Below are 25,431 nucleotides of genomic sequence, written 5' to 3' on the forward strand. Positions count from 1 at the left end.
CCCGCGCGGCCTGCCGCGCGTGCGGCGGCCGCGGTGTCCTTCCGACCCCGCCGGCACCGCGGCCGCCTCGTTCCCACCCGCCGCCCGACCCGAAAACCCCATGACCACCACTCCGTTACGTACCAAGGACGTCATGAGCCAGCAGCCCTCCGCAGCCCCGGCCCCCGCCCCCACCTCGGCCGTCGCCACCGTCGCCCAGCACCGCGACTGGTGGCGGGACGCGGTGATCTACCAGGTGTACCCGCGCAGCTTCGCCGACAGCAACGGCGACGGCATGGGCGACCTGGAAGGCGTACGCTCCCGTCTCCCCTACCTGCGCGACCTCGGTGTGGACGCCGTGTGGCTCAGCCCCTTCTACGCCTCGCCGCAGGCCGACGCCGGCTACGACGTCGCCGACTACCGTGCCGTCGACCCGATGTTCGGCAACCTGCTCGACGCCGACGCGCTGATCCGCGACGCCCGGGGACTGGGCCTGAGGATCATCGTCGACCTGGTCCCCAACCACTCCTCCGACCAGCACGAGTGGTTCAAGCGCGCCCTGGCGGACGGCCCCGGCTCGCCCCTGCGCGACCGCTACCACTTCCGCCCCGGCAAGGGCGCGGACGGCGAACTCCCGCCCAACGACTGGGAGTCCATCTTCGGCGGCCCGGCCTGGACACGGGTCATCGAGCCGGACGGTTCGGCCGGCGAGTGGTACCTGCACCTCTTCGCCCCCGAGCAGCCCGACTTCAACTGGGAACACCCCGCGGTCGGCGACGAGTTCCGCTCGATCCTGCGCTTCTGGCTGGACATGGGCGTCGACGGCTTCCGCATCGACGTCGCCCACGGCCTGGTCAAGGCGGCCGGTCTGCCCGACCTCGGCTCCCACGAACAGCTCAAACTGCTGGGCAACGATGTCATGCCGTTCTTCGACCAGGACGGCGTCCACGAGATCTACCGCCAGTGGCGGCTCATCCTCGACGAGTACTCGGGCGAGCGCATCTTCGTCGCCGAGGCCTGGACCCCGACCGTCGAGCGCACCGCGAACTACGTCCGCCCCGACGAACTGCACCAGGCCTTCAACTTCCAGTACCTGAGCACCGCGTGGGACGCGAAGGAACTGCGCGAGGTCGTCGACCGCACGCTGGACGCGATGCGCCCGGTCGGCGCACCCGCCACCTGGGTGCTGTCCAACCACGACGTCACCCGGCACGCCACCCGCTTCGCCAACCCGCCCGGCCTCGGCACCCAGATCCGCACGGCCGGCGACCGCGCGCTCGGCCTGCGCCGCGCCAGGGCGGCGACCCTGCTGATGCTGGCGCTCCCCGGCTCGGCGTACGTCTATCAGGGCGAGGAGCTCGGCCTGCCGGACGTCGTCGACCTGCCCGACGAGGTGCGCCAGGACCCGGCGTACTTCCGCGGCGCGGGCCAGGACGGCTTCCGCGACGGCTGCCGCGTCCCGATCCCGTGGACCCGCGAGGGCTCCTCCTACGGCTTCGGCGCCGGTGGCAGCTGGCTGCCCCAGCCCCCGAACTGGGGCGAGTTGAGCGTCGAGGCGCAGGAAGGGGCCCCGGACTCCACGCTGGAGCTGTACCGCACGGCCCTCGCCGTCCGCCGCGCCCGGACCGACCTCGGAGCCGGCGACTCGGTCGAGTGGCTGAAGGCCCCGGAGGGCGTACTGGCCTTCCGCCGCGGGGAGTTCGTCTGCGTGACGAACACCTCGGGCGAGTCGGTGCGCACCCCGGTCCATGGCCGCATCCTGCTCGCCAGCGGTGAGGTCACGGAGGCGGACGGCGAGGTGAAACTCCCCGCGGACACCACCGTGTGGTGGACGACCGCCTGACCCACGACGTCCTCACGCGTCCAGCGCCGGTCCGCCGGGCCCGCCGCTCCCAACGGAGCGACGGGCCCGGCGTCGTTTCTTTCCGTTCCTTCACGTCGCCCCTCTGCCCTTTCCGGCCGGCGTTCCCTTAACATCACGCCACCGCAAGGTTTCTGAAAGATTGCAGCAAGAGCCTTCAACGACGAAGGAACCCCACCATGACACCCAGCAGACCCCTCACGGGCGCCCTCGCCCTGGCCGCCGCCGCGGCCGTCGTGCTCCCCGGAGCCCCCACCGCCTCCGCCGCCCCGCCCGGCGTCAAAGACGTCACCGCCGTCCTCTTCGAGTGGAACTTCGCCTCGGTCGCCAAGGAGTGCACACGCACACTCGGCCCGGCCGGCTACGGCTACGTGCAGGTCTCCCCGCCCGCCGAGCACATACAGGGCACGCAGTGGTGGACGTCCTACCAGCCCGTCAGCTACAAGATCGCGGGCCGGCTCGGCGACCGCACGGCGTTCCAGAACATGGTGAACACCTGTCACGCGGCCGGTGTGAAGGTCGTGGTCGACACCGTCGTCAACCACATGGCGGCCGGCAGCGGCACCGGGACCGGCGGGTCGTCGTACACGAAGTACGACTACCCCGGCCTGTACTCCTCGCACGACTTCGACGACTGCACCGCCCAGATCTCCGACTACACCGACCGGTGGAACGTCCAGCACTGCGAACTCGTCGGGCTCGCCGACCTGGACACCGGTGAGGACTATGTCCGCAGGACCGTCGCCGGGTACCTGAACGACCTGCTCACCCTGGGCGTCGACGGCTTCCGCATCGACGCCGCCAAGCACATCGACAAGGCCGACCTCGCGGACGTCAAGTCGCGGCTGACGAACCCGGGCGTGTACTGGAAGCAGGAGGTCATCTACGGCAGCGGAGAGGCCGTCCAGCCGACCGAGTACACCGGCAACGGGGACGTCCAGGAGTTCCGCTACGCCTACGACCTCAAGCGGGTCTTCAACAGCGAGAACCTCGCCTACCTGAAGAACTACGGGGAGGGCTGGGGCTACATGAACAGCTCGGTCGCCGGCGTCTTCGTCGACAACCACGACACCGAGCGCAACGGATCGACCCTGAACTACAAGGACGGCGCGAACTACACCCTCGCCAACGTCTTCATGCTCGCGTATCCGTACGGGGCCCCGGACGTGAACTCCGGCTACGAGTGGTCGAACGCGGACGCCGGCCCGCCCGCCGGCGGTACCGTCAACGCCTGTTGGCAGGACGGCTGGAAGTGTCAGCACGCCTGGCCGGAGATCGTCCGCATGGTGGCCTTCCGCAACGCCACACGCGGCGAGCCGGTCGGCAACTGGTGGGACGACGGCGGTGACGCGATCGCCTTCGGGCGGGGCTCGAAGGGGTACGTCGCCGTCAACCACGAGAGCGGCTCGCTGAGCCGGACCTTCCAGACCGGGCTGCCCGCGGGCTCCTACTGCAACATCCAGAACAACACGACCGTCACCGTGAACTCCTCGGGGCAGTTCACGGCGACGCTGGGCGCCGACACGGCGCTGGCGCTCTACGCGGGCAAATCCACCTGCTGAGCGAGTCGTCGGGAGCAAGGGTCGTGAAAGTTCTTTCTCGGTCTTTCATGACCCTTGCTGTAAAGCTTGCGTCGGCGATACGGTCGCGCGGACGCCCGGTGACGCAGCCGTCCCGGGCGCAGGGGTCGGACCCGACAGAGCCGCAGCCGCAAGGAGTTCCCGCCTGTGATACCGAGATGGCCCGCGCCCCGGACGCGCCGCACCGCCCACGCCGGACGGGTGGCCGCCGTCACCGTGGCAGCCCTGGCCGCCGCACTGGTCCAGCCGCTCGCCGCGCGAGCCGACAGCCCGCCCGCGCCGCCCTCCGACGCCAGGCTCGCCGCGGAGCCCGCCCGGCACGACGACACACGTGAGCAGTTCTACTTCGTCATGCCGGACCGGTTCGCCAACGGCAGCACCGCCAACGACCGGGGCGGACTGACCGGTTCACGCCTGACCACCGGATACGACCCCACCGACAAAGGCTTCTACCAGGGCGGCGACCTCCAGGGCCTGACCCGGCGCCTCGACTACATCAAGGGCCTCGGCACCACCGCGATCTGGATGGCCCCGATCTTCAAGAACCAGCCCGTGCAGGGGACCGGAAAGGACGCCTCGGCCGGCTACCACGGGTACTGGATCACCGACTTCACCCAGGTCGATCCGCACTTCGGCAGCAACAAGGACCTCGAGACCCTCATCGACAGGGCCCACGCCAAGGGCATGAAGGTCTTCTTCGACGTCATCACCAACCACACCGCCGACGTCGTCGACTACCGGGAGAAGTCCTACGACTACCTCTCCAAGGGCGCGTTCCCGTACCTGACGAAGGACGGCGAACCGTTCGACGACGCCGACCACGCGGCCGGCGGCGCGAAGTTCCCGGCGGTGGACGCCGCCTCCTTCCCGCGGACCCCGACGGTGCCCGCCGCGAAGAAGAACGCCAAGGTCCCGTCCTGGCTCAACGACCCGACGATGTACCACAACCGCGGCGACTCCACCTACGCCGGCGAGTCGACGACGTACGGCGACTTCTCCGGACTGGACGACCTGTGGACCGAACGGCCCGAGGTCGTCGCCGGGATGGAGAAGATCTACCAGCGCTGGGTGCGCGACTTCGACATCGACGGCTTCCGGATCGACACCGTGAAGCACGTGAACATGGAGTTCTGGACCCAGTGGGCGACGGCGCTGGACGCCTACGCGAAGAAGCAGGGCCGTGACGACTTCTTCATGTTCGGCGAGGTCTACTCCGCCGACACGTCGATCACCTCGCCGTACGTCACCCGGGGCCGCCTCGACGCGACGCTCGACTTCCCCTTCCAGGAGGCGGCCCGTCAGTTCGCCTCCCAGGGCGGCAGCGCGAAGAAGCTCGCGGCCGTCTTCGGCGACGACTACAAGTACACGACCGACAAGGCCAACGCGTACGAGCAGGTCACCTTCCTCGGCAACCACGACATGGGCCGCATCGGGTACTTCCTGAACCAGGACGACCCGAAGGCGACCGACGCCGAACTGCTCGCCAAGGACGAGCTCGCCAACGAGGTGATGTTCCTCAGCCGCGGCAACCCGGTCGTCTACTACGGCGACGAACAGGGCTTCACCGGCGCCGGCGGCGACAAGGACGCCCGCCAGACGATGTTCGCCTCCCGCACGGCCGACTACCTCGACGACGACGAGATCGGCACCGACCGCACCCACGCGAGCGACGCCTACGACACCGGTGCGCCGCTGTACCGCCGGATCGCAGCCCTGTCCAAGCTCCGCAAGGCCCACCCGGCCCTCGCGGACGGCGTCCAGACCGAGCGTTACGCGGCCGACGGCGCCGGCGTCTACGCCTTCTCCCGCAACGGCCTCGGCAAGGACGCGACCGAGTACGTGGTCGCCTTCAACAACGCCCGCACGGCGAAGGAGGCGACGTTCGCCACCGGTTCCGCGAACACCGCGTTCCGCGGGATCTACGGCACCGGCAGGACGGTCACCGCCGGCGCGGACCGGAAAATCACCGTAACCGTTCCCGCAGGTTCGGCCGTCGTGTTCCAGGCCGCCCGCAGGCCGCACGCCCCCGCGGTCAGGCCCACGGTCTCCCTGCACGCCCCCGCCGCGGGCGCCACCGGCACCGTCGAGCTGAGCGCCGACGTCGCCGGCGGACAGCTCAACCGGGTCGTCTTCGCCGCCCAGACCGGAAACGGCGCCTGGCGGACCCTCGGCTCCGCCGACCACGCCCCCTACAAGGTCACGCAGACCATCGGCGAGGACGTGCCGGCCGGCACACCCCTGCGCTACAAGGCCGTGGCGATCGACTCGGCGGGCCGCACCGCGAGCGCGACGGCGACGAGCGTGGCCGGCGCCCCGCCCGCCGAGGAGGCGCCCACCGCCTCCTCCCGTGACTACGCGATCGTCCACTACAAGCGCACCGACGGCGACTACGGCGACTGGAGTCTGTACGCCTGGGGCGACCTGGCCGACGGGGAGGCGACCACCTGGCCCGCCGGCCACCCCTTCACCGGCCGGGACGCCTACGGCGCCTTCGCCTACGTCAAGCTCAAGCCGGGCGCCTCGAGCGTCGGCTTCCTCGTCATCGACGAGGACGGCGACAAGGACGTCTCCGCCGACCGCACGATCGACGTCACCGCGACCGGCGAGGTCTGGATCGAGCAGGGCTCGGCGGACGTCCGCACGGAGCGGCCCGCCTATCCGGCACAGGACGCAGCCAAGGCCGTCCTGCACTACCACCGCGCCGACGGGGACTACGACGGCTGGGGTCTGCACACCTGGACGGGGGCCGCGAACCCCACCGAATGGTCGAGCCCGCTGAAGCCGGCGCGGACCGACGCCTACGGCGCGGTCTTCGAGGTGCCGCTCGCCGCGAACGCCACCAGCCTCAGCTACATCCTGCACAAGGGCGACGACAAGGACCTGCCCTCCGACCAGTCGCTGAATCTGACGAGCACGGGCCACGAGGTGTGGCTGCTGAACGGCCGGGAGGAGTACCTGCTCCCGCAGCCCGCGGGATCGGCCGCCGCGCTCGACCTCACCACCTCCAAGGCGGTGTGGATCGACCGGAACACGGTCGCCTGGAACGGCTCGCCGGCCGCCGCCTCCACCCAGCTGCTGTACAGCGACAAGGGCGCGATCGCCGTCGAGGACGGCACACTGACCGGCGCGGCCAAGTGGCTCCGGCTGACGAAGACCACCCTGACCGACGCCCAGAAGGCGAAGTTCCCGCACCTCGGGGCCTACACCGCCTGGTCCGTCGACCCGCGGGACCGCGCCCGGGTGCGCGGGGCGCTGACCGGCCAGGTCGTGGCCTCGCAAAGAGCGGTGACCGGCGCGGTGCTGTCGGCCACGGGGGTGCAGATCGCCGGCGTGCTGGACGACCTGTACGCCGGGGCCGCCGCCGCCCGGCTCGGGCCGACCTTCCACAAGGGCCGTCCCACACTGGCGGTCTGGGCCCCGACGGCCCAGCAGGTGTCCCTGGAGCTCGGCGGCTCCACCGTGAAGATGAAGCGGAACGACGCGACCGGCGTCTGGTCCGTGACCGGCCCCGGGTCGTGGAAGAACAAGCCCTACCGGTACGCCGTGACCGTGTGGGCGCCCGGCGCCGGCAAGGTCGTCGTCAACAAGGTCACCGACCCCTACTCGGTCGCCCTCACCACCGACTCCGAGCGCAGTCTCGTCGTCGACCTGGACGACAGGTCGCTGGCCCCGGGCGGCTGGTCGACGCTCGCCAAACCGAAGGCCGTCCCGCTCAGGGACGCCGAGATCCAGGAACTGCACGTCCGGGACTTCTCCGTCGCGGACACCACCGTGCCCGCGCGCGACCGGGGCGGCTACCTGGCCTTCACCGACCGCGGCAGCGACGGCTCGAAGCACCTGCGGGAGCTGGCGGCGGCGGGCACGTCGTACGTCCATCTGCTGCCCGTCTTCGACATCGCCACCATCGCCGAGAAGAAGGCCGACCAGGCCGCCCCCGCATGCGACCTCGCCTCCTACCCCGCGGACTCCGAGAAACAGCAGGAATGCGTTTCCGCGGCCGCCGCGAAGGACGCCTACAACTGGGGCTACGACCCGTACCACTACACGGTCCCCGAGGGGTCCTACGCCACCGACCCCGACGGGACGGCCCGTACCGTCGAGTTCCGCAAGATGGTGAAGGCGCTCAACGAGGACGGCCTCCGGGTCGTCATGGACGTCGTCTACAACCACACGGCGGCCAGCGGACAGGCCCGCACCAGCGTCCTCGACCGGATCGTGCCCGGCTACTACCAGCGGCTGCTCGCCGACGGCTCGGTCGCCACGAGCACCTGCTGCGCCAACACGGCGACCGAGAACGCCATGATGGGCAAGCTGGTCGTCGACTCCGTCGTCACCTGGGCCAAGGAGTACAAGGTCGACGGCTTCCGCTTCGACCTCATGGGACACCACCCGAAGGCCAACATCCTCGCCGTGCGCAAGGCGCTCGACGCGCTGACCCCCGCCGAGGACGGCGTCGACGGCAAGAAGATCATCCTCTACGGCGAGGGCTGGAACTTCGGCGAGGTCGCCGACGACGCCCGCTTCGTGCAGGCCACGCAACGGAACATGGCGGGAACCGGTGTCGCGACGTTCTCCGACCGCGCGCGGGACGCCGTCCGCGGCGGCGGCCCGTTCGACGAGGACCCCGGCGTGCAGGGCTTCGCCTCCGGTCTCTACACCGACCCCAACTCCTCAAAGGCCAACGGCACCCCCGCCGAGCAGCGGACGCGACTGCTGCACTACCAGGACCTCATCAAGGTCGGGCTGTCCGGGAACCTGGCCGCGTACCGCTTCTCCGACGCCGACGGCAAGGAGGTCACCGGCGCCGAGGTCGACTACAACGGTGCCCCGGCCGGCTACGCCGACGCACCCGGCGACGCCCTCGCCTACGCCGACGCGCACGACAACGAGTCGCTGTTCGACGCCCTCGCCTACAAGCTGCCGGCCGGCACCTCCGCCGCCGACCGCTCCCGTATGCAGGTGCTCGCCCTGGCGACCGCCGCCCTCTCCCAGGGCCCGGCGCTGTCCCAGGCCGGCACCGACCTGCTGCGCTCGAAGTCCCTGGACCGCAACTCCTTCGACAGCGGCGACTGGTTCAACGCGATCCACTGGGACTGCGCGGCCGGCAACGGCTTCGGCCGCGGACTGCCCCCGGCCGCCGACAACGCGTCCAAGTGGCCCTACGCCAAGCCCCTGTTGACCTCGGTCGAGGTGGGCTGTCCGCAGATCACGGCGGCCTCCGCGGCCTACCGGGATCTGCTGCGGATCCGCACCACGGAGAAGGCGTTCTCCCTCGGGTCGGCCGCACAGGTGCAGGCGCATCTGTCCTTCCCGCTGTCCGGCGAGAAGCAGACACCCGGAGTGATCACCATGGAGCTCGGCGACCTGGTCGTCGTGTTCAACGCGACGCCCACCGCGCAGCAGCAGACGGTCGGCGGGCTCGCGGGCGCGGGATACCGGCTGCACCCGGTGCAGTCGGCGGGTGCGGACGCCACCGTGCGTGCCTCGTCGTACGACAGGGCGTCCGGCACGTTCGCCGTACCGGCCCGGACCGTGGCGGTGTTCGCCAGGACGACGCGCTAGGGCGAATCCGCGACGCACGACCCCGGTGGAGCAGACCGAAGCCCCGGCCCGGTCTGCTCCACCGGCGCGTTCGCAGGCGACGAGAGCCGGCGAACCCGACCGGCGGCACTAGGGTGATCCCGAGACCCAGAACAGGAGTGCCCATGCCGCAGATCACCGTCGACTACTCGAGCACCATGGACCCGGCCTTCGACCGCGCCGGCTTCGCGCGGGCCCTGCACACCTCGGTGGTCGAGATCGCTGCCGCCAAGCCGGAGGCCTGCAAGACCCTGTTCCGGCCGGCCGAGTTCACCGCGTTCGGCTACGACGATCCCGAGGAGCGGGGGCACGCCGTCGTGCACGTCACGCTGGGGCTGCTCGCCGGCCGCTCCGACGAGACCAAGACGAAGCTGACCGAGAGCGTGCTGGAGCTGCTGCGCGCGCATGTGGCGGACGGCGGTTTCGTGCTGCACGCCTCCGCCGAGGTGCGCGACCTCGACCCGTCGTACCGCAAGTACGAGAGCTGACGCCTCAGGAAGCGAGGGCGATGAGCCGGGCGGTCAGGTCGCCGAACGGACCGTCGGCCGGCTCGCCGCCCAGCACGGGCCGCAGCAGTGTGCGCAGCTCGTCGTCGAAGGCGGCACTGACGGCGGTGAGTGCCGCGAAGTCGTGCACGAGCTGGACCTCCAGCTCCTCGCGCGGGATGCGCCGCCCGTCCAGCCAGATCAGCGCGGTCGACTCGGCGAGCGAGATCCAGGAGCGGACGACGAGTTCCAGCCGCGGCGGCGGATCGGACACGTCCAGATGCGACAGGATCTGTTCGTAGGCGATCTGGCGCACGGAGTCGACGAGTGCGTTCGTGGTCGACGAGCCGACCGCCGGTCCGCCGCGCATCAGTGCCGAGAAGCCGGGACCGTGCGCGTCGACGAAGTCGAAGAACCGGTGCATCACGCGCAGCAGCCGGGCGCCGAGCGGCCCTTCGTGCGGCTCGGTGAACCGTCCCGCAAGGTCTTCCGAAGCCCGCTTCAACGCGGCCTCGTACAGACTGAGTTTGCCGGGGAAGTAGTGGTAGACGAGCGGCCGGGAGATACCGGCGGCCGCGGCTATCTCGTCGATGGAGACATCGTCGGGCGAGCGCTGGGCGAACAGGTCGAGGGCGACGCCGATCAGCTGCTGCCGACGCTCCTCGACGCCCATTCTGCGGCGGACCCCGGTAGTCATGCGAACACCTTACCGATCGGATCCGGACTCCAATCGACCGGATCCGTGCACGCGTTCCCCTTGATCCCTCGCACGCGCGATCACCGCCTCCGCGCAGGTCCGGCACCATGCGCTCGCGGCGCCCAGGTCCGCGGCCCCGTCGACCCCGGCCCGTTCAGCCGGTACCGCCGACCTCGCCCGCGCGGTGCGGGACGGTGTGGGGGCGGGGCAGCGCGGCTCAGCGCAGTCCGCTGATCGCGCGTCCGTCCGAGAGCTTGCCCTCCAGGCCGGCCTGGGCCCCCTGCTTCGCGGGCAGCGTCAGCAGATGCCCCTGCCCGGACCCGCGCACCGCGCCCGTCGTGCGGATGGACGTCGTCTGCCGGTCGCCCGCCGCGAGCAGATACCAGCGGCCGCCCTTCGACTTCCACAGCACCCCGGCCAGCACGTGCGGGTCGCGCGGCCCGCACGCCGGCACGTCCCCGGCCTTCGCCACCGCCGCCCCGAAGATGCCGCCCGGGCTGTGGAACTGCGCCAGCACCCGGCTCCCGTCGCCGCGCCAGGTCTCCGCCCGGGTGCACACCCAGGACGCCGATCCGCTCGCGTCCGGCAGCGGCTGCCGGGTGTACGCCCAGGCGTTGACCGTCCGCACGCCCTGACCGCGCGCGTCGCTCAGCGAGCAGGCGAACGGGGCCCAGGTCCGCAGCGCCTGTGCGCCGGTCGCCTCCCGAGGCGCGGCCGGACGGCCGGCGGTCAGCCGGGCGGGGACGAGTTCGGCGAGGTCGCTGTAGACACGGGTGCCCAGGGCGTCGGTCAACAGGAGGACGTTCCACGTCGTGCAGGCCCCGGCCCGGGCGGCCGGGCTGGCCAGCGGCGAGGTGACGCCGTCGGTCAGGGTCAGGTCCATCACCCCGGCGCCCGGCTTCGTCAGGTCCCGCTCGCCGGCCTTCGTGACCCAGGGGGCCGTCAGATAGCGGACGTTGCCGTCGGCCCGGCCCAGCACCAGCGCACCCGCGTCGGTGCCGGACGCGCCGTCGACCCGGGCGAAGTCGAGAGCCGCCCCGGCGGTGCCGTCCTTCGGCTCGGCGTAGCGGGCGATGCGCAGCCCGTCGTAGAGGATCACCACGCGCGCGGCGTCGACCTCGCCCGCGTAGAGGAGCTGGGGCGGTCCCGCGGGGCCGCCGGAGGGGGTGTCCGGGGTGGACGAGACCTGGACGGTCGCGCCGGGCCGGGCCCAGACGGCGAGCGCGCGGCGCAGCAGGGCGCTGTCGCCGGTGAGGGGACCGCGCGCGGGCCACACCGAGAAGTCGGTGCGGGGCGAGGTCTTCCAGGCGGCGGGGGAGATCTTCACCAGCCGCCCCGGGTCGAGGGCGGCCTCGGCGGCCGGATTCTGCGCGTAGGCCGGAGCGGCCGCGCCGTCGGGCCCCCAGCCGTCTCCGGGCAGCGCGACCAGTGCGCCGCACACGGCGAGCGCGGCCACGGCGGCGAGGGCCGCCCTGCCGTGCTGGCGCCGGCGCGTGAGGTCGGTGGGCCGGGCCTGCAGCGCGCAGGGGTCGAACTCGGGGGAGCCGAGCAGCGGGTACTGCGCGGCCGGGACCTCGGCGGCCTCGCGCAGGGCCGCCGTCACGTCGGAGCCGTGGACGCCGGAGCCGGTCAGCACCGCGCGGACATCGCCGTCGGGCAGCTTCTCCAGCCCGCGCAGGACGCAGGCGGCGCGGGCCGGTCCGGACAGGTCGGCGAGCCGCTGGTCGAGGGCGAGCTCGTCGGCGCCCCCGGAGCGGGGGAAGAGGCGCAGGCCCCATACCTGGGGCAGCAGCGGCGGCAGTTGCGCGCGCTTCGGCCACGCCCGCAGCCTCGTCGGCGCCCCCGCCTCCAGCGCGGCACGGACCACCTGGAGCCGGACGTAGGCGTACCCGGGGTCGCCGTCACGGCCGGTGGACTGGGCGGGGATGACGGGAGCCGAGGCGCGGCGGCGTGGCAGGGCGCGCTGGACGAGGGCGTGGGCGCTCAGGACGCGCCGGCCGCGACCGAGCGCGGGCGGCAGCACCAGATAGGCGAGCCGGACGAGACGCGGATAATGCTCGACGAGGGCGGCCTCGGCCTGCTCGACGTCGATGGTCCGGCCGGCGGAGGACCGGGGCGCGGGGCGGGGGGCGACATCTCGTGACTGCACGTCCACCAGAACGAGCGAACCGGGCGATGGTCACCCCTGTGGAGCAACGGCCGCGCACGGGGCACACCGGGTATTTTGAGCGCGCCGGGCACGGGAGCCGTATCCAGGGCGAGGCTCTTGCAGGGAGGAACAGATGAAGGTGACCCGACCGATGCTCGCCGCGGCGGCCGCGGCGGCGGCGCTGCTGCTGGCGGGATGCGCGTCCGGCGACAAGGAGGCCGCCGTTCCGAAGACGGCCACCGGCAGCCTGGAGCACATAGCCGCCGAGGTGAAGTGCACCCCGGACATGCAGACCGACGCGGACGAGATCCGCCAGGCCGTCTGCAAGAACGCCGACGGCAAGTTCATCCTGGCGACCTTCGCCACCGACCGCGGCCAGCGCGATTGGATCAACTCGGCGAAGGACTACGGCGGTCACTACCTCGTCGGCCGCAAGTGGGTGGCCGTGGGGGAGACCAGCACGGTGACGGCGCTGCGCACCACGCTCGGCGGCGACATCGAGGAGGGCACCGACCACGGCGCGCACAAGGAGTCCGGCGGCGCGACCCACTCCAGCCACTGAAGTCCTCCGCGCGACGGCGGAAGCCGGAGCGCGGAGCACGAGGCGTACGGACAGCAGACGGACGGCATACGAAAACCGGCGGTGGGAGATCCCACCGCCGGTTCTCGTATGCGTGCTAGGCCGGTGTCACTGGCACTGCTGGCCCTTGTTGACGCAGTTCGCGATCTTGTTGTTCAGCTGCGCGTTCATCACGTTGATGAAGTCGTCGTGGTCGGTGGACGGCTTGTGGAGCTGCTCCGGGAAGCCGTCGACCGCGTAGGCGTTCTTGACCTGGCCGTTCTGGATGACCGGGGCGGGAACCGCGTACACGAGACGCATGGTCAGCTGCGGGATCGCCTTGAAGCCGTTCTGGCAGTTGCCGTTGGCGTCGGCGAAGGCGACGTGCGTGCGGTGGTTGGCCGAGTCGATGTTCTTGCCGTCCCAGCAGCTCTGGAAGGCGAACGTGCGGACCACGTTGCTGCCCTGCGGGCAGATCGGGTACTGCTCGGTCAGCTGGACCTTGTTCTCGAAGCCGGTGCAGCTCCAGTGCGCGTTGGCGTTCGCCAGACCGTTGGTGGTGGTCTTGGCGTCACCGGTGATGATGCGCAGGAACTGCGGCATCGCGACGACCTTGGCCTTCGGGCTGCCGACGAACTTGATCTCCGCCTGCTTGGCCTTCAGGACCTTGCCGACGTTGCCTTCCTTGCCACCGCCGTCCCGGTTCTGGTCGAACTCCTTCGTGCCGTCCTGGACACGCAGCACCGGCCAGTAGTAGGACGACTTGTCCTGCTGGTTCTGGCAGGAGGTCTGGGCGGCCGCGAACGTGTTGTTGTTGGCGAAGGCGTCGTTCGACTGGTTGCCGACGTAGTCGTGCAGGTGGTGCGCGCCGTTGGTCACGCCGGGCGCCACGATGACGTTGTCGGTGTTGAACTTGTTGTTGGCGTTGACGCCGCAACGGCTGGTGAACGTACCGGTCGAGGCCTGGCCGTTCTTGCGGGGCTTGGCCTTGACGTTGGCCTGGACCTTCGTGATGTCGACGAAGTCCGACGCCACGGGGCCGTTGCCGGCCTGGCCGCCGTTGCCGCCCTGCTGGCCGCCGTTCTGCTGACCGCCGTTCTGCTGGCCGCCGTTGTTGTTGTTCTGGCCGCCGTTCTGCTGGCCGCCGTTGTTGTTGTTCTGACCGCCGTTCTGCTGGCCGCCGTTGTTGTTGTTCTGACCGCCGTTGTTCTGCTGGCCGCCGTTGTTGTTCTGCCCGCCCTGGCCGGCGTTGGTGTTGTTCGCCGCCTGCGTGGTGCAGGCCGCGAGCTGGCTCAGCGAGTTGTCGAACTGGCCGCCGGCGCGCTGGATGTTGATGCGGATCCGGTCGATCGTGGCCCCCCGCTTCTCCTTGAGGGGGCCGACGATCGCGTTCTGGACGAAGCCGGGGTCACCGGCCTGGGCCTGACGCGTCGACGCGAGCCGGGTGTACGCCTCGGTGATCTGCTTGTCGAGGTTGGCCAGCTCTGTCGCGACGCCCTGCTTGGCCCCGTTGGGCACGCTCGTCAGCTTCTGCCCCACATCCGGGCAGGAGATGGTGGCCACCTGTGCGGCCGCGTTGGCGGCCTTGGTCTGGTTCTGACCCGAGTTGTTCGATTCGTGCGCCGAAGCGTAGAAGTTCGCCCAGATCAGCCCGCCCCCGCCGAGCGCTAGGGCCGCCGATGCTGCCACGGCCTTCGTGGCCATCGACGAACGGCGTTTACGTGTGTTGCGTCCCATGGAACTCCTCTGACTTCCTTGCGGGGCAGCATCGAGGCGCCCGACAGGAGTGAAGCTGAAGCTGCCCCCTCCTTTACGCACGACGCCTCACAGGTGTTCAGCCCGCTCAGAAATTGATGAGAATCCCGTACGGCCAAACAACCCCAAATCCACCGTGGGACGCAGCAGTTGGCGGGCTCAGCGACCCCGGTCCAGATAGGCCAGCACCGCCAGTACCCTGCGGTTGTCGTCGTCGGAGACCTCCAGGCCCAACTTCACGAAGATGTTCGCGGTGTGTTTGGCGACGGCCCGCTCGGTCACGACCAGTTTGCCTGCGATCGCCGCGTTCGACCGTCCCTGCGCCATCAGTTCCATGACCTCCCGTTCGCGCGGGGTGAGCCGGTCCACCGGACCCTGCCCGTCGTGCGAGCGCCGGGCCAGCAGCTGCTGGATCACCTGGGGGTCCATCGCCGTCCCGCCGGCCGCCACCCGCCGAACGGAGTCGACGAACTGCTCCGCGTCGAACACCCGGTCCTTCAGCAGATAGCCGACGCCGCCGCTGCCGTCCGCGAGCAGTTCGCGCGCGTACAGCTGCTCCACGTGCTGGGAGAGGACGAGCACCGGCAGTCCGGGCCGGTCCCGGCGGGCCCGGAGCGCGCACTGCAGGCCCTCGTCCGTGTGCGTGGGCGGGAGCCGGACGTCGACCACCGCGACGTCCGGCTCCAGCTCGGCGAGGGCACGCTCCAGTTCGGGCCCGGTCTCGACGGCGGCGGCGATCTCGAAGTCGTAGGCCTCCAGCAGCCGGACGAGACCGTCCCGCAGCAGGAAGAGGTCCTCGGCTAGGACAACACGCAAGGGATCTCCATGGTCACCATGGTGGGACCGCCGGCAGGAGAGCTGACGGCCAGGACGCCGTCGAATGTACCCAGTCGCCGTTCGAGGCCGGCCAGCCCCGTGCCCGCCCCGATCGCCGCGCCGCCTTTGCCGTTGTCGGTGACGGAGATCCGCAGACTGCCGTCCGAGTGACGCAGGTCGACCCAGACCCGGTCCGCTCCGGAGTGCTTGATCGCGTTGGTGAGCGCCTCGCTCACCGCGAAGTAGGCCGCCGACTCCACCGGCGCCTCGGCCCGGCCCGCGAGCTCCACGTCGACCTCCGTCGCGACCGGCAGCCGCAGCGCCAACGCCCGCACGGCGTCGCCCAGCCCGCGTTCGGCGAGCACCGGCGGGTGGATGCCGCGCACCAGGTCGCGCAGCTCGGAGAGGGCCTCGGCGGACGACTGACGGGCCTGCGCGAGCAGTTCCTTGGCCTTCTCGGGGTTCTTGTCGACGAGCATCTCGACGGTGCCGAGGTCCATGCCCATCGCCACCAGCCGGGCCTGGGCGCCGTCGTGCAGATCCCGCTCGATGCGCCGCAGCTCGGCGGCGGAGGTGTCCACGGCGTCCCGCCGGGTCTCGGTCAACACCCGCACGCGTTCGGCGAGTTCGGCCTGACTGGGGGAGAGCATCGCCTTGGTGAGGCGGAAGTGGGTCTGGAAGGCGCTCACGGCGTACCGGTGCGCGACGACGAGGACGACGGCGGCCAGGGCGGCGGCGCCGAACGCCGTGGTCCGGTCGCTGACCGGCACGAAACCGTACCAGTACGGTCCGTACTCGCCGTAGGGTCCGCCCGTCATCGTCCGCCACAGCCCCAGCGGCAGCGCGAACCCCTCCAGGGGATAGAGGACCAGGACGGCGGGCAGCAGCGCGGTGACGAACCCGGCCGTCATGTCGACCGGCAGCCACCGCAGGTCCCGCCAGGTCGCGGGGTCCCGCAGCAGCGCGAAGGTGAGCGTCCACGGGTTCGCGGTCTCGGGCGCCGGCCGGTACGCCGACGGGATGCTCACCCCGCCCCAGCGCGCCGAGAGCGCTCGTCGCCGGTCGGCGAAGGCGCGCACGCCCTTCACCACGTACGGCGTGGTGACGAGGCCGACCCCGATCGGTATCAGCGCCATGGACACGAGGGAGAGGCAGAAGCCCAGGATGCTCAGCGGCAGCGACACCACGGCGAGCGCGAGCCCCCGCACAGCGGCGAGCGCCATCCCCCGTGCCCTCGAACCGACGTCGCCGCTCTTCGTGTGGGTGTTCATGCCGTCAGTCTGGCCGAGCCCGGACCGGCGGTCACTGGCCGAAGCCCCCGGTCAGGGGGTGGTGCCAGATACACCCTCAGCGTCCGCCGGGCCCTTCGCCGCGGCGAGCACTTTCGCCTCCAGCTCCGGGTCGAGGCCCTTGCGGGTCCGGTCGGGACGCTGGGGCGCGATGCCGCCGATGGACGCCAGCCAGCTCCAGGTGTCGGCGACGGTCTCCTCCACCGGACGGCAGGACAGGCCCGCTCCCACCGCCCGTGAGACGTCCGCCGCGTGCAGAGCGTCGTGCATGTCGGTGCCCGGCGGCACCCACACGGGCAGTTCGGTCCACGGCTCGATTCCGGCGCCGAGGACGATCTCCGGCGCCGTCCACCGCAGTTCGGCGTCCGAGCCGGTCGCCCGTACGCAGGCCTCCAGCAGTTCGCCCATCGTGGCGTGACCCTGCGGGCTCATCAGGTTGTACGGCCCGCTCAGCCCCTGCCCGATCGCGCCGAGGATCCACTCGGCGAGATCGCGGACGTCGACGTACTGCAGGGGCAGGCCGTGCGGACCGGGTGCGAGGACCGGGCCGCCGCGGGCGATCCGGGTCAGCCACCAGGGCAGCCGCCCGACGTTCTCGTACGGGCCGAGGATCAGCCCGGCCCGTACCAGGACGGAGTCGTCCGCGCCGAAGGCGTCGACGACCGCAAGCTCACCGCCCCGCTTGTCCTTGACGTAGTCGCTCTGTTCGGCGTCGGCGGCGGCTCCCTGCACGAGGGGGGCGTCCTCGGCGTACCCGGCGGGCGGGGCCCAGGCGTACACCGAGCAGCTCGACACGTACACGTATCGCCCGGCGCGGCCCCGCAGCAGCCGCGCCGTCTCGTGCACCGCACGGGGCGCCGCCGACCATGTGTCGACGACGGCGTCCCAGTCGCCGTCGGCCAGGGCGGCGAGGCCCCCGGGCGCGGTCCGGTCGCCGGTCAGCGACCGGGCGCCGGGAACGGGCGCCTGCCGTCCCCGGTTGAGGACCGTCACCTCCCAGCCGCGCCCGAGGGCCGCCTCGACGACGGCCCGTCCCGCGAACTCCGTTCCACCCAGCACCAGAAGTCTCATGCCGGTGACTGTGCCCGGTGCACGCCCCGAACGGAACCGCGCTCTGCCGTCGGCAGAGGGAACGGATCAGCGGGCGGTCGGCGGGGTGTACTTGTAGCCGACGCGGCGCACCGTCTGGATGGACTGGCGGTGCCGGGCGCCCAGCTTGCGGCGCAGTCGGGCGATGTGGACGTCGACCGTGCGGCCGTCCCCGACATGGCCGTAGCCCCACACCGTGGTGACGAGCTGGTCGCGCGTGTGCACCCGCTCGGGGTGGGCGACAAGGTGGGCGAGCAGCTCGAACTCCAGGTAGGTGAGGTCGAGTCGCTGTCCGTCGACCTCGGCGGTGCGCTGCACGGGGTCGACGCGCACGAGGGGTTCGCCGGCCGCGCCGGTGTCGGCCGGGGCCCGGTCCGGCACTGCCACCGGCAGGAACGGCGGCTGCTGGTCGGCCGGGACGAGCACCAGGTAGCCGATCATGGGCGGCCGGCCGGGCAGGCTGGGCAGCGTGTGCTGCGGGGCGGGCAGCCAGGTGGCGCCCGGCGGCAGGAAGTCCGCGACGTCCACCACCTCGTCCCGGTCGACGGCGCGCAGCCGGTGCCGGGCGGAGCCGCCCGGGGCGGGGGAGGCGGGGGAGGGAGCGGCGGAGAGGGAACGAGTGGTCGCCATGAGAGGTCAGCTCTTTCGCGCGAGGAGTTCGTCGGAAGGGACGTACGTCGTGCGCGCTGGCCGAAGGCCGGGGTGTACGGCTTTAGAGGGCCGGCGCGTTCGTCGCGCGGCAACACACCCGGTCGAAGTCGTGGTGCTGACGGGAGGGCCAGAAGGGCTCGAGGTCATGGCGACCCGTCGCGGTGTGCTTCTGGAAGGTGGCCATGGCCCCATTGAAGCAGACACCTGCCCGCAACAGGAGAGTCCTCTCACAGCTTGGACGCGTCCTCGGCGTGAACTCCGCCTCAGTCAGCTGCTCGGCTGCCCGGCTCCCCGGGCGGTGCGGGATACGCGCAAGGGGCGCCCGCCGACTCGGCGGACGCCCCTTGCGGGAGTTCGGGGGATCAGACCTGGCCGGCCTTCTCCAGCGCCGAGCAGCAGGTGTCCACGATCAGACGGGTCACCAGGTACGGGTCGACGTTGGCGTTCGGACGGCGGTCCTCGATGTAGCCCTTGCCGTCCTTCTCGACCTGCCACGGGATGCGGACCGAGGCGCCGCGGTTGGAGACGCCGTAGGAGTACTCGTTCCACGGGGCGGTCTCGTGCAGGCCCGTCAGACGGTCGTCGATGCCGGCGCCGTAGTTCTTGACGTGGTCGAGCGGCTTGGAGCCCTCACCGAGCGACTCGCACGCGGTGATGATCGCGTCGTAGCCCTCGCGCATCGCCTTGGTGGAGAAGTTGGTGTGCGCGCCGGCGCCGTTCCAGTCGCCCTTGACCGGCTTGGGGTCGAGGGTGGCGGAGATGCCGAAGTCCTCGGCGGTGCGGTAGAGCAGCCAGCGGGCCACCCACAGGTGGTCGGAGACCTCCAGCGGGGAGACCGGGCCGACCTGGAACTCCCACTGGCCGGGCATGACCTCGGCGTTGATGCCGGAGATCGCGAGGCCGGCGGCGAGACAGTTGTCGAGGTGGGCCTCGACGACGTCGCGGCCGAAGATCTCGTCCGCGCCGACGCCGCAGTAGTAACCGCCCTGCGGGGCCGGGAAGCCGCCCTTGGGGAAGCCGAGCGGGTAGCCGTCCTGGAAGAACGTGTACTCCTGCTCGATGCCGAAGATCGGCTCCTGCGCGCCGAACTTCGCGGCGACCTCGGCGAGCGCGGCACGGGTGTTGGACTCGTGGGGCGTCATGTCGATGTCGAGGACCTCGCACAGGACGAGGATGTCGTCGCCGCCGCGGATCGGGTCGGGGCAGGTGAAGACCGGCTTGAGGACACGGTCCGAGGAGTGGCCCTCGGCCTGGTTCGTGGAGGACCCGTCGAAGCCCCAGATCGGCAGCTCCTCGAGACCGGCGGGCTCGCCCCCGATGATCTTCGTCTTGGAACGGAGCTTCGCCGTCGGCTGGGTGCCGTCGATCCAGATGTACTCAGCCTTGAAGGTCACGGGCCACTTCCTTCGGGGGTGTGTCTGACGCACTTCGCGGGTGCTGCGGCGCTGCGGCACTGGGGCGCCGCCTGTTTGTCCGGAAGCTTGTCAACAGGCGATTTCCCGGTCATTGCTCGAATGTGAACCCCGTGTTACCTGGTGGTTCTGTGGCACGGCTCACGGCGTGAGGCGGCGGCCGGGCCCATCGTCGCCGCCGCCGGGAGCGGCCGTCCCGGCCCGGCGGCGTCTCGTATGCGACGGGAGTGAACGGTCCGCAGGGGGGCATCCGGGGCGTCAGTCACTCTCCGCGGCGGCCCGGAGCACCCCCTCCAGGAAACCGTGGACCGCGGCCCGCTCCCGCTCGTCGTACCCGCCCAGCAGCTCGGCCACCCGGCTGATGAGCGGGCCGAAGAAGGCCTGGCCCAGTTCCACCGCACGCTCGTCCAGCTCGATGACGACCTTGCGCCGGTCCGCGGTCCCGCGTGCCCGCCGGACGTGCCCGGCGCGCTCCAGGCGGTCGACGAGCGCGGTGGCGCCCGCCGAGTTCAGCCCGAGCGCGGCGCCGAGCCGCCCGGCGGTGACCTCATCGGCGGCCCTGCGCGCGTCCATGAGGACGATCAGCGCGCGGACGTCCGTCGGGTCCATGCCGTGCAGGTACGCGAACCGGGCGCTGTGCAGCCCCAGTTCGACCGTCACCGCACGCAGCAGATGGACGGTCTCCAGCTCCGGACGCTCGGTCGGCATACGGCGGCTCTCCTCCGGATATCATCTCGCTCGGCGATTCTCTCGCTCGGCGAGATGATAACGGAGGGCAGGAAGACTCCATGGGCGGGGAACCGTGCGCGGCGGTGCGTCAGGGCGGACGGACCGTGTGAGCGGCGGTACTTCATGAGCGGGGAGACTCCATGAGCGGGTACGACGACGGTGCTTTCCAGGCGGCCTACGACAAGGTGATGGCCAGGTGGCCGGCCGACCGCGAGGCCGTGCGGGTCCCCACCCCGTTCGGCACGGCCTACGTCAACGTCTGCGGCCCGCGCGACGCGCCCCCGCTGCTGCTCCTGCCCGGCGGCGGAGGCGCGACCTCCGCGTCCTGGTTCGCCCAGGCGGCCGAACTCGCGCGGGTGCGACGGGTGTACGCAGTGGACCTGGCGGGCGCGGCGGGGCGGACCGCGGCGAGCGGGGTGCGGACCGCCGCCGACCTCGACGACTGGCTTGACGCGGTGCTGGCGGGCCTGGAGATCGGGCGGACCGACGTCGGCGGTCACTCCTACGGCGGGTGGATCGCCCTCCGCCTCGCCCTGCGCGCCCCCGCCCGCGTACGCCGCCTGTTCCTCCTCGACCCGACCCAGTGCTTCGCCGGGTACGAGGCGGCGTACCTGCTGCGCGCCCTGCCGATGCTCGTGCGGCCCACCCCGCGCAGGGTGCGCGCCTTCCTGCGGTGGGAGACCGGGGGAGCGGCGCTGGACCCGGACTGGCTGCGGCTCCAGGAGGCGGCCGCCGGATTCCCGGCGGGGCGACCGGCCACCGGCCCGCGACCCTCGTCCGAGGCGCTGCGGGGGCTGCGTGCGCCGGTCCTGCTGCTCGTGGCCGCGAACAGCAGGACCCATGACGCGCGCACCCTGGCGGCCCGGGCGGGCGAGACGGTGCGCGAACTCGGGACGATCGTCCTGCAGGACGTCTCCCATCACGCGCTGCCGTCTGCCGCGCCCTCCGGAACGGGCCGCCGTCTCACCGGGTTTCTCGGCGGCTGAGCCTCACCCCACCTTCTCGATCACGGCCCGGCGGATCAGGAACTTGCCCGGTTCACGGACGAGTTCGAAGGCCGCGTCGTTGAGCAGGGCGCAGCTACCGGAGACCGAGGTCACCTCGACGGTCGTGGACTTGTTGTTGTCCAGGTTGGTGACCTTCAGCTTGGTCCCCGCCGGGAACTGGTTGCTCGACGCGGCCGGGGCCCCGCCCTCCCCGGAAAGGGTGACCGTGGAGCCGTTGCAGACCTGTTGACCGGAGGCGGCGCCGTTTCCCGCGTTGCCGTTGTTCCCGGTGCCGCCCGCAGGGGCGGAGGCCGCCTGCGAGGGCTGGGTCGCCTGGGCGCCGCCGCTCTGCGCCCCTCCGGCCTGGGTGCCGCCGGCCTGGGCGCCGCCCGTCTGGGAGTCCTGAGCCGACTCCCCGACGGCGCACCCGGACGCCTTCTGCTGCACCTTGATCTGCGTGATGACGGCCTCGCGGTTGGCGATGCGGGCCTGGGACTGGGCGTCCGGGGCCGCCCGCTGGCCGTCGATGAACTTCTGGTTGTTGCCGAGGGCGGTGGCGAGGCCCTGACACACCGTCGAGTTCGCGGCGGACAGCGGCGTGGCGTTCTGCGGGGTCTGGGCGGCGTTCGAGGTGTTCGCCATGGCGAAGGCGCCGCCGCCCGCGACCGCCGCCGCGCTGACGAGCAGCGCGATCTTCTTCTTCGTGCCGACAGTTCTCCTGCGCGACATGCGCGCCTCCTGAGAGGTAGGGGAGCGTACGCCGCTATGTACGAGATACCGAACGAGGTTGCTCAGAGACCCAGGAGTCAGCCCGAGTGGCGTGCGTCACACATCGCTGCCGCTGCCGCTGCCGCTGCCGCTGCCGCTGCCGCTGCCGCTACCGGGACAGCGCGTCCCGGACGGCCTCGTCGGTGCGGGCCACCACGGCGGTGCCGTCGTCGGCGGTGATGATCGGACGCTGGATGAGCTTCGGGTGAGCGGCGAGGGCCGTGATCCAGCGCCCGCGCGTGTCCGCGTCCCGCGCCCAGTCCCTCAGTCCCAGCTCCTCGGCCGCGGCCTCCTGGGTGCGGGTGATGTCCCACGGCTCCAGGCCGAGGCGGTCGAGCACCGCCTCGATCTCGTCCTCGGTCGGGACGTCCTCCAGGTAGCGGCGGACGGTGTAGTCGGCGCCCTCGGCGTCGAGCAGGGTGAGGGCGCTGCGGCACTTGGAACAGGCGGGGTTGATCCAGATCTCCATGCCGGTCACGGTAGCCCCGAAGCCGCCTCGGGAGGCAAGCCGGCCCGCGTCGTGGCGTCGCGGTTCGTCGCGTCGGCCCGCCACTGGCTCTGTTCGATTTCATCGCCGCCTCGCCCGCCTCACCCGAACCTGCTGTGACACGGCCGTAAAACCCTTACTCACCTGGACTTTTGACGGCCCGTTCAGGCCTGCGCGATGTCAGTCCCAGGCGGTAAACTGTAAGCAGTGTTCGAGGGTTGGCCGGAGATTCCGGACCGAGCCCTGACCGCGACAGGAGGATGCCTGTGCCCGCTGCCGCACTGAAGCCGAAGCCGTTGCCGACCCAGTCCACCGCGAAGCGTTCCGTCCAGCTCGACCTGCCCTACGGGCCGGTGCCGAAGCGGGCGTTGCCGCCCGGGCGGCCGCGCGAGTGGTACGTCATGCACAACCGTCGCCTCAAGGCCATGCGCCTCGCCATCGCCCTGCTCGACCTGGGCGTGTATATGCCGAACCAGGCCCGCAACGAGCGGATCCGCAGCACGGCGGAGCTGATCGGCCTGCATCCGCCGTCGGACACGACCTGCCACATGGTGCGGGCGCTGCTGCGGTACAGCCGGTGAGGCGGGCGCCGGGTGACATTACGCGCGACAACGCCACGCGCTTCCGCACCGGCACGCGCCGGTGCCGTGTGCCCGACCGGGGCCGCTGGACGTCTCCGCCGGTCCGCGTGAGCCGGTCGGCGCCGGCCGGTGGGCGAGGCCCGTACCCGGCCGGTGCGAGGCCCGGCGCGCGGGGTCAGCTCACCAGTTCCTTCTCCATCGGCGTCCTGAACCTCGGCGTCACCCGGGTCGGGCCCAGCCACGATGCCAGCGCCGCCGCCTGCGAGGCGATCGCCGCCTCGGCCTCGCTCCCCGCATCGCAGGGGTCCAGGATCCGCCACACGATCTCCCCGTCGGCCCGCTGCGCCCACGCGCCCACCACCCGGCCGTTCCACCACACCGTCGGTCCCACGTTCCCGCTGTAGTCGAACAGGGCGGGGCGCAGCTCCGGGGCCAGATACCAGTCCCGGCCCTGCCAGCCCATCGCCGTCGGGTCGAGGCCGGGCAGCAGGGCCGCCCACGGTTCGGCCGGCCCGGGCACGGCCTCCACGTCGTCGCCGAGGACGTACCCGGTGCCCTCGTCCAGGGCCACCGCGCGCGCCCCGATCGCCGTCAGAGCGCGGCGCACCTCCGTGACCCGCCAGCCCGTCCACCACTTCAGGTCGGCCTCCGTGGCCGGGCCGCACGCGGCGAGCCAGCGCCGCAGCAGGTCCGACTGGGCCTCGGCCGGGGCCAGTTCGGGATGCCGCGGAGCGAGGGCCCAGCGGAACTGGTTCGACGTGAACGAGCCCAGCGGGCGCCCCCTGACCACCTTGCCCTCCACCCCCAGCACCTTCAGCAGCCGTGTCCCCACGCTGTGCAGGCCCTCGTAGGGCTTGCCCGCCGCGTACACGAACCGCTCCCGCAGGCGCGGCTCCTCGGCGGCCAGCTCCCCCGACGTGGCCTGACCGAGACGGGCCAGCGCGGCCAGCGCCGACTCCTCGACCTCCTTCAGCCAGGCCGCGTCGGGGGCGCCCGCCGTCGCCATGTCCTTCAGCAGCTTGGCCCGCTCCCGCGCGGCGACCACGATGCCGGTCGAGGCGTGCACGACGCCCGTCGACCCGGTGGGGAACACGAAGACCGTGTGCCGCATACCGTGCATGCGCACGAGGGTGCGGTCGGCGTACAGCGCGCGGTCGGTCTGCGTCACCGTCTGCGCCGGGTCGGCCAGACGGGCGCCCACCGTCAGGTACACCGTCGCCGGGTCCGTGGCGTGCAGGGCGACCAGGGCGTCGGCCACCGCCTCCGGCGTCGTGACCCGAGCCCCGGGCGCCAGCCGGTGCCGCAGGGCCAGCCTGGTCCTTCGCTCCTCCGCGCCGATGTGCCGCAGCCCGTCGCCCATCCCGCCTCCGTCCCCCGTGACCCACGGCCTCGTCGCGTCCGTCACCCGTTCCTGACCCGATCCTCCCCGACACCACTGACAACCGGCCGCCGTCACCGACGATCGGCCGCCGTGAAGGGCAATCGGCGGCCGCCGCCCACCACGCCGTCCGGCCCCGGCGCGAGGTCCCGGGAACGGGAACCGCTCCTGGCCGCACTCCCGCGCGCGGAAAAAGGAGATGCACGGTGAGTGACGGATCTCGTATTCTGAGACCCCACCCCGCCCCTACCGCCACACTCAGTAACCGTCCCCGCCCAGGAAGGAGGCACGCCATGGGCACCGTCGTCCTCTCCGCAGCCGTCGTCCTGGTGGTCCTGGGATTCGGCCACCCGCTCTACTGGCTCGCCGCCGTCGCCGTGCTCTTCCTGTACGTGCGGTACGGGCTCGGGGCGGCCGCGCCGACCTCGTCCTCCGCGCCCGGTCAGGCCCCGGGCCCGGCAGCCGCGACGCCCACCTCGTACAAGGCGTACCGCGAGCGCCGCGACCTGCAGGCCAAGTGGGAGCGCCGCTACCGCCGCGAGCGTCCCCTGCGGCACCGCCGTGACGAGGGCGGCAAGTAGGCCGTCCGACCGGTGAGGC

General features: G+C 71.7%; 21 protein-coding genes. 8 read left to right on the plus strand and 13 right to left on the minus strand.

Annotation, left to right across the window (positions count from 1 at the left end):
* Nucleotides 1-133: 133 nt before the first annotated feature.
* The 4 genes from ACN6LD_RS29415 (at nt 134) to ACN6LD_RS29430 (ending at nt 9,488) form a co-directional block, all read left to right on the plus strand.
* Nucleotides 134-1,822: a glycoside hydrolase family 13 protein gene (locus ACN6LD_RS29415; RefSeq protein WP_319186902.1), complete on the plus strand. Its 1,689-nt coding sequence runs from the start codon at nt 134-136 to the stop codon at nt 1,820-1,822.
* A gap of 197 nt (nt 1,823-2,019) precedes the next feature.
* Entirely contained in the window at nt 2,020-3,402 is a 1,383-nt protein-coding gene (locus tag ACN6LD_RS29420; RefSeq protein WP_445044791.1) for an alpha-amylase, read from the plus strand.
* 165 nt (nt 3,403-3,567) lie between these two features.
* On the plus strand, nt 3,568-8,982 hold the full coding sequence (gene pulA, locus ACN6LD_RS29425; protein WP_445044792.1) for a pullulanase-type alpha-1,6-glucosidase: 5,415 nt from the start codon (nt 3,568-3,570) through the stop codon (nt 8,980-8,982).
* A 143-nt stretch (nt 8,983-9,125) separates the two neighbouring features.
* A complete protein-coding gene (locus tag ACN6LD_RS29430) occupies nt 9,126-9,488 on the plus strand; it encodes a 5-carboxymethyl-2-hydroxymuconate Delta-isomerase (protein ID WP_319186905.1) in 363 nt (120 codons plus the stop codon).
* A gap of 4 nt (nt 9,489-9,492) precedes the next feature.
* Here the strand turns inward: ACN6LD_RS29430 and ACN6LD_RS29435 are convergent, their stop codons facing one another.
* Complete coding sequence (locus ACN6LD_RS29435) at nt 9,493-10,182, minus strand: TetR/AcrR family transcriptional regulator (RefSeq protein ID WP_319186906.1); 690 nt, start codon at nt 10,180-10,182, stop codon at nt 9,493-9,495.
* A gap of 217 nt (nt 10,183-10,399) precedes the next feature.
* Nucleotides 10,400-12,331, minus strand: a complete 1,932-nt coding sequence (locus ACN6LD_RS29440) for a hypothetical protein (protein WP_445044808.1) — start codon at nt 12,329-12,331, stop codon at nt 10,400-10,402.
* Nucleotides 12,332-12,464: 133 nt separating this feature from the next.
* Here ACN6LD_RS29440 and ACN6LD_RS29445 point away from each other — a divergent pair, with 133 nt between their 5' ends.
* Nucleotides 12,465-12,893, plus strand: a complete 429-nt coding sequence (locus ACN6LD_RS29445) for a hypothetical protein (RefSeq protein WP_319186907.1) — start codon at nt 12,465-12,467, stop codon at nt 12,891-12,893.
* Nucleotides 12,894-13,019: 126 nt separating this feature from the next.
* Here the strand turns inward: ACN6LD_RS29445 and ACN6LD_RS29450 are convergent, their stop codons facing one another.
* The 8 genes from ACN6LD_RS29450 to ACN6LD_RS29485 all read right to left on the minus strand — a co-directional run bounded on the left by ACN6LD_RS29450 (nt 13,020) and on the right by ACN6LD_RS29485 (nt 20,610).
* Nucleotides 13,020-14,627 carry a DUF1996 domain-containing protein gene (locus ACN6LD_RS29450; RefSeq protein ID WP_319186908.1) on the minus strand — a complete coding sequence of 536 codons (1,608 nt, stop codon included), beginning with the start codon at nt 14,625-14,627 and terminating at the stop codon, nt 13,020-13,022.
* 177 nt (nt 14,628-14,804) lie between these two features.
* The gene (locus tag ACN6LD_RS29455; RefSeq protein ID WP_319186909.1) at nt 14,805-15,461 is read right to left on the minus strand and encodes a response regulator transcription factor; all 657 of its coding nucleotides are present in this window, start codon (nt 15,459-15,461) and stop codon (nt 14,805-14,807) included.
* A complete protein-coding gene (locus ACN6LD_RS29460; RefSeq protein WP_445044793.1) occupies nt 15,446-16,732 on the minus strand; it encodes a sensor histidine kinase in 1,287 nt (428 codons plus the stop codon). The genes ACN6LD_RS29455 and ACN6LD_RS29460 overlap by 16 nt, the downstream gene beginning before the upstream one ends.
* A gap of 51 nt (nt 16,733-16,783) precedes the next feature.
* Nucleotides 16,784-17,821, minus strand: a complete 1,038-nt coding sequence (locus ACN6LD_RS29465; protein WP_445044794.1) for an NAD-dependent epimerase/dehydratase family protein — start codon at nt 17,819-17,821, stop codon at nt 16,784-16,786.
* 66 nt (nt 17,822-17,887) lie between these two features.
* A complete protein-coding gene (locus ACN6LD_RS29470; protein ID WP_319186912.1) occupies nt 17,888-18,469 on the minus strand; it encodes a winged helix-turn-helix domain-containing protein in 582 nt (193 codons plus the stop codon).
* An 82-nt stretch (nt 18,470-18,551) separates the two neighbouring features.
* Nucleotides 18,552-18,674, minus strand: coding sequence for a hypothetical protein (locus ACN6LD_RS29475; protein WP_266728206.1), 123 nt, complete (start codon nt 18,672-18,674; stop codon nt 18,552-18,554).
* A gap of 178 nt (nt 18,675-18,852) precedes the next feature.
* On the minus strand, nt 18,853-19,884 hold the full coding sequence (gene glnII / locus ACN6LD_RS29480) for a glutamine synthetase (protein WP_319186913.1): 1,032 nt from the start codon (nt 19,882-19,884) through the stop codon (nt 18,853-18,855).
* A gap of 276 nt (nt 19,885-20,160) precedes the next feature.
* On the minus strand, nt 20,161-20,610 hold the full coding sequence (locus ACN6LD_RS29485) for a MarR family winged helix-turn-helix transcriptional regulator (protein ID WP_445044795.1): 450 nt from the start codon (nt 20,608-20,610) through the stop codon (nt 20,161-20,163).
* 161 nt (nt 20,611-20,771) lie between these two features.
* Between ACN6LD_RS29485 and ACN6LD_RS29490 the strand changes: the two genes are divergently transcribed.
* On the plus strand, nt 20,772-21,617 hold the full coding sequence (locus ACN6LD_RS29490) for an alpha/beta fold hydrolase (RefSeq protein WP_445044796.1): 846 nt from the start codon (nt 20,772-20,774) through the stop codon (nt 21,615-21,617).
* Between the two features lie 3 nt (nt 21,618-21,620).
* On the opposite strand, the gene ACN6LD_RS29495 is transcribed toward ACN6LD_RS29490, so the two are convergent.
* Together ACN6LD_RS29495 and ACN6LD_RS29500 are read right to left on the minus strand one after the other, a co-directional pair.
* Complete coding sequence (locus tag ACN6LD_RS29495) at nt 21,621-22,346, minus strand: hypothetical protein (RefSeq protein ID WP_445044797.1); 726 nt, start codon at nt 22,344-22,346, stop codon at nt 21,621-21,623.
* A 148-nt stretch (nt 22,347-22,494) separates the two neighbouring features.
* Complete coding sequence (locus tag ACN6LD_RS29500) at nt 22,495-22,854, minus strand: arsenate reductase family protein (RefSeq protein ID WP_319186917.1); 360 nt, start codon at nt 22,852-22,854, stop codon at nt 22,495-22,497.
* Between the two features lie 284 nt (nt 22,855-23,138).
* On the opposite strand from ACN6LD_RS29500, the gene ACN6LD_RS29505 reads away from it, so the two are divergent.
* Nucleotides 23,139-23,453, plus strand: a complete 315-nt coding sequence (locus tag ACN6LD_RS29505) for a hypothetical protein (RefSeq protein ID WP_319186918.1) — start codon at nt 23,139-23,141, stop codon at nt 23,451-23,453.
* Nucleotides 23,454-23,628: 175 nt separating this feature from the next.
* Here ACN6LD_RS29505 and ACN6LD_RS29510 read toward each other — a convergent pair whose 3' ends face one another.
* The gene (locus ACN6LD_RS29510; protein ID WP_319186919.1) at nt 23,629-24,813 is read right to left on the minus strand and encodes a winged helix DNA-binding domain-containing protein; all 1,185 of its coding nucleotides are present in this window, start codon (nt 24,811-24,813) and stop codon (nt 23,629-23,631) included.
* A gap of 311 nt (nt 24,814-25,124) precedes the next feature.
* Between ACN6LD_RS29510 and ACN6LD_RS29515 the strand changes: the two genes are divergently transcribed.
* Complete coding sequence (locus ACN6LD_RS29515) at nt 25,125-25,412, plus strand: hypothetical protein (RefSeq protein ID WP_319186920.1); 288 nt, start codon at nt 25,125-25,127, stop codon at nt 25,410-25,412.
* Nucleotides 25,413-25,431: the final 19 nt, after the last annotated feature.

The sequence above is a fragment of the Streptomyces sp. SAS_272 genome (genome assembly GCF_052543235.1).

What these genes read in the sequence shown, in the direction of transcription:
- ACN6LD_RS29415 (WP_319186902.1), top strand. Translation starts at nt 134, where the DNA reads ATGAGCCAGCAGCCCTCCGCAGCCCCGGCCCCCGCCCCCACCTCGGCC.
- ACN6LD_RS29420 (WP_445044791.1), top strand. Translation starts at nt 2,020, where the DNA reads ATGACACCCAGCAGACCCCTCACGGGCGCCCTCGCCCTGGCCGCCGCC.
- ACN6LD_RS29430 (WP_319186905.1), top strand. Translation starts at nt 9,126, where the DNA reads ATGCCGCAGATCACCGTCGACTACTCGAGCACCATGGACCCGGCCTTC.
- ACN6LD_RS29435 (WP_319186906.1), bottom strand. Translation starts at nt 10,182, where the DNA reads ATGACTACCGGGGTCCGCCGCAGAATGGGCGTCGAGGAGCGTCGGCAG.
- ACN6LD_RS29445 (WP_319186907.1), top strand. Translation starts at nt 12,465, where the DNA reads ATGAAGGTGACCCGACCGATGCTCGCCGCGGCGGCCGCGGCGGCGGCG.
- ACN6LD_RS29450 (WP_319186908.1), bottom strand. Translation starts at nt 14,627, where the DNA reads ATGGGACGCAACACACGTAAACGCCGTTCGTCGATGGCCACGAAGGCC.
- ACN6LD_RS29460 (WP_445044793.1), bottom strand. Translation starts at nt 16,732, where the DNA reads ATGAACACCCACACGAAGAGCGGCGACGTCGGTTCGAGGGCACGGGGG.
- ACN6LD_RS29465 (WP_445044794.1), bottom strand. Translation starts at nt 17,821, where the DNA reads ATGAGACTTCTGGTGCTGGGTGGAACGGAGTTCGCGGGACGGGCCGTC.
- ACN6LD_RS29470 (WP_319186912.1), bottom strand. Translation starts at nt 18,469, where the DNA reads ATGGCGACCACTCGTTCCCTCTCCGCCGCTCCCTCCCCCGCCTCCCCC.
- ACN6LD_RS29475 (WP_266728206.1), bottom strand. Translation starts at nt 18,674, where the DNA reads ATGGCCACCTTCCAGAAGCACACCGCGACGGGTCGCCATGACCTCGAG.
- ACN6LD_RS29485 (WP_445044795.1), bottom strand. Translation starts at nt 20,610, where the DNA reads ATGCCGACCGAGCGTCCGGAGCTGGAGACCGTCCATCTGCTGCGTGCG.
- ACN6LD_RS29490 (WP_445044796.1), top strand. Translation starts at nt 20,772, where the DNA reads ATGAGCGGGTACGACGACGGTGCTTTCCAGGCGGCCTACGACAAGGTG.
- ACN6LD_RS29495 (WP_445044797.1), bottom strand. Translation starts at nt 22,346, where the DNA reads ATGTCGCGCAGGAGAACTGTCGGCACGAAGAAGAAGATCGCGCTGCTC.
- ACN6LD_RS29500 (WP_319186917.1), bottom strand. Translation starts at nt 22,854, where the DNA reads ATGGAGATCTGGATCAACCCCGCCTGTTCCAAGTGCCGCAGCGCCCTC.
- ACN6LD_RS29510 (WP_319186919.1), bottom strand. Translation starts at nt 24,813, where the DNA reads ATGGGCGACGGGCTGCGGCACATCGGCGCGGAGGAGCGAAGGACCAGG.
- ACN6LD_RS29515 (WP_319186920.1), top strand. Translation starts at nt 25,125, where the DNA reads ATGGGCACCGTCGTCCTCTCCGCAGCCGTCGTCCTGGTGGTCCTGGGA.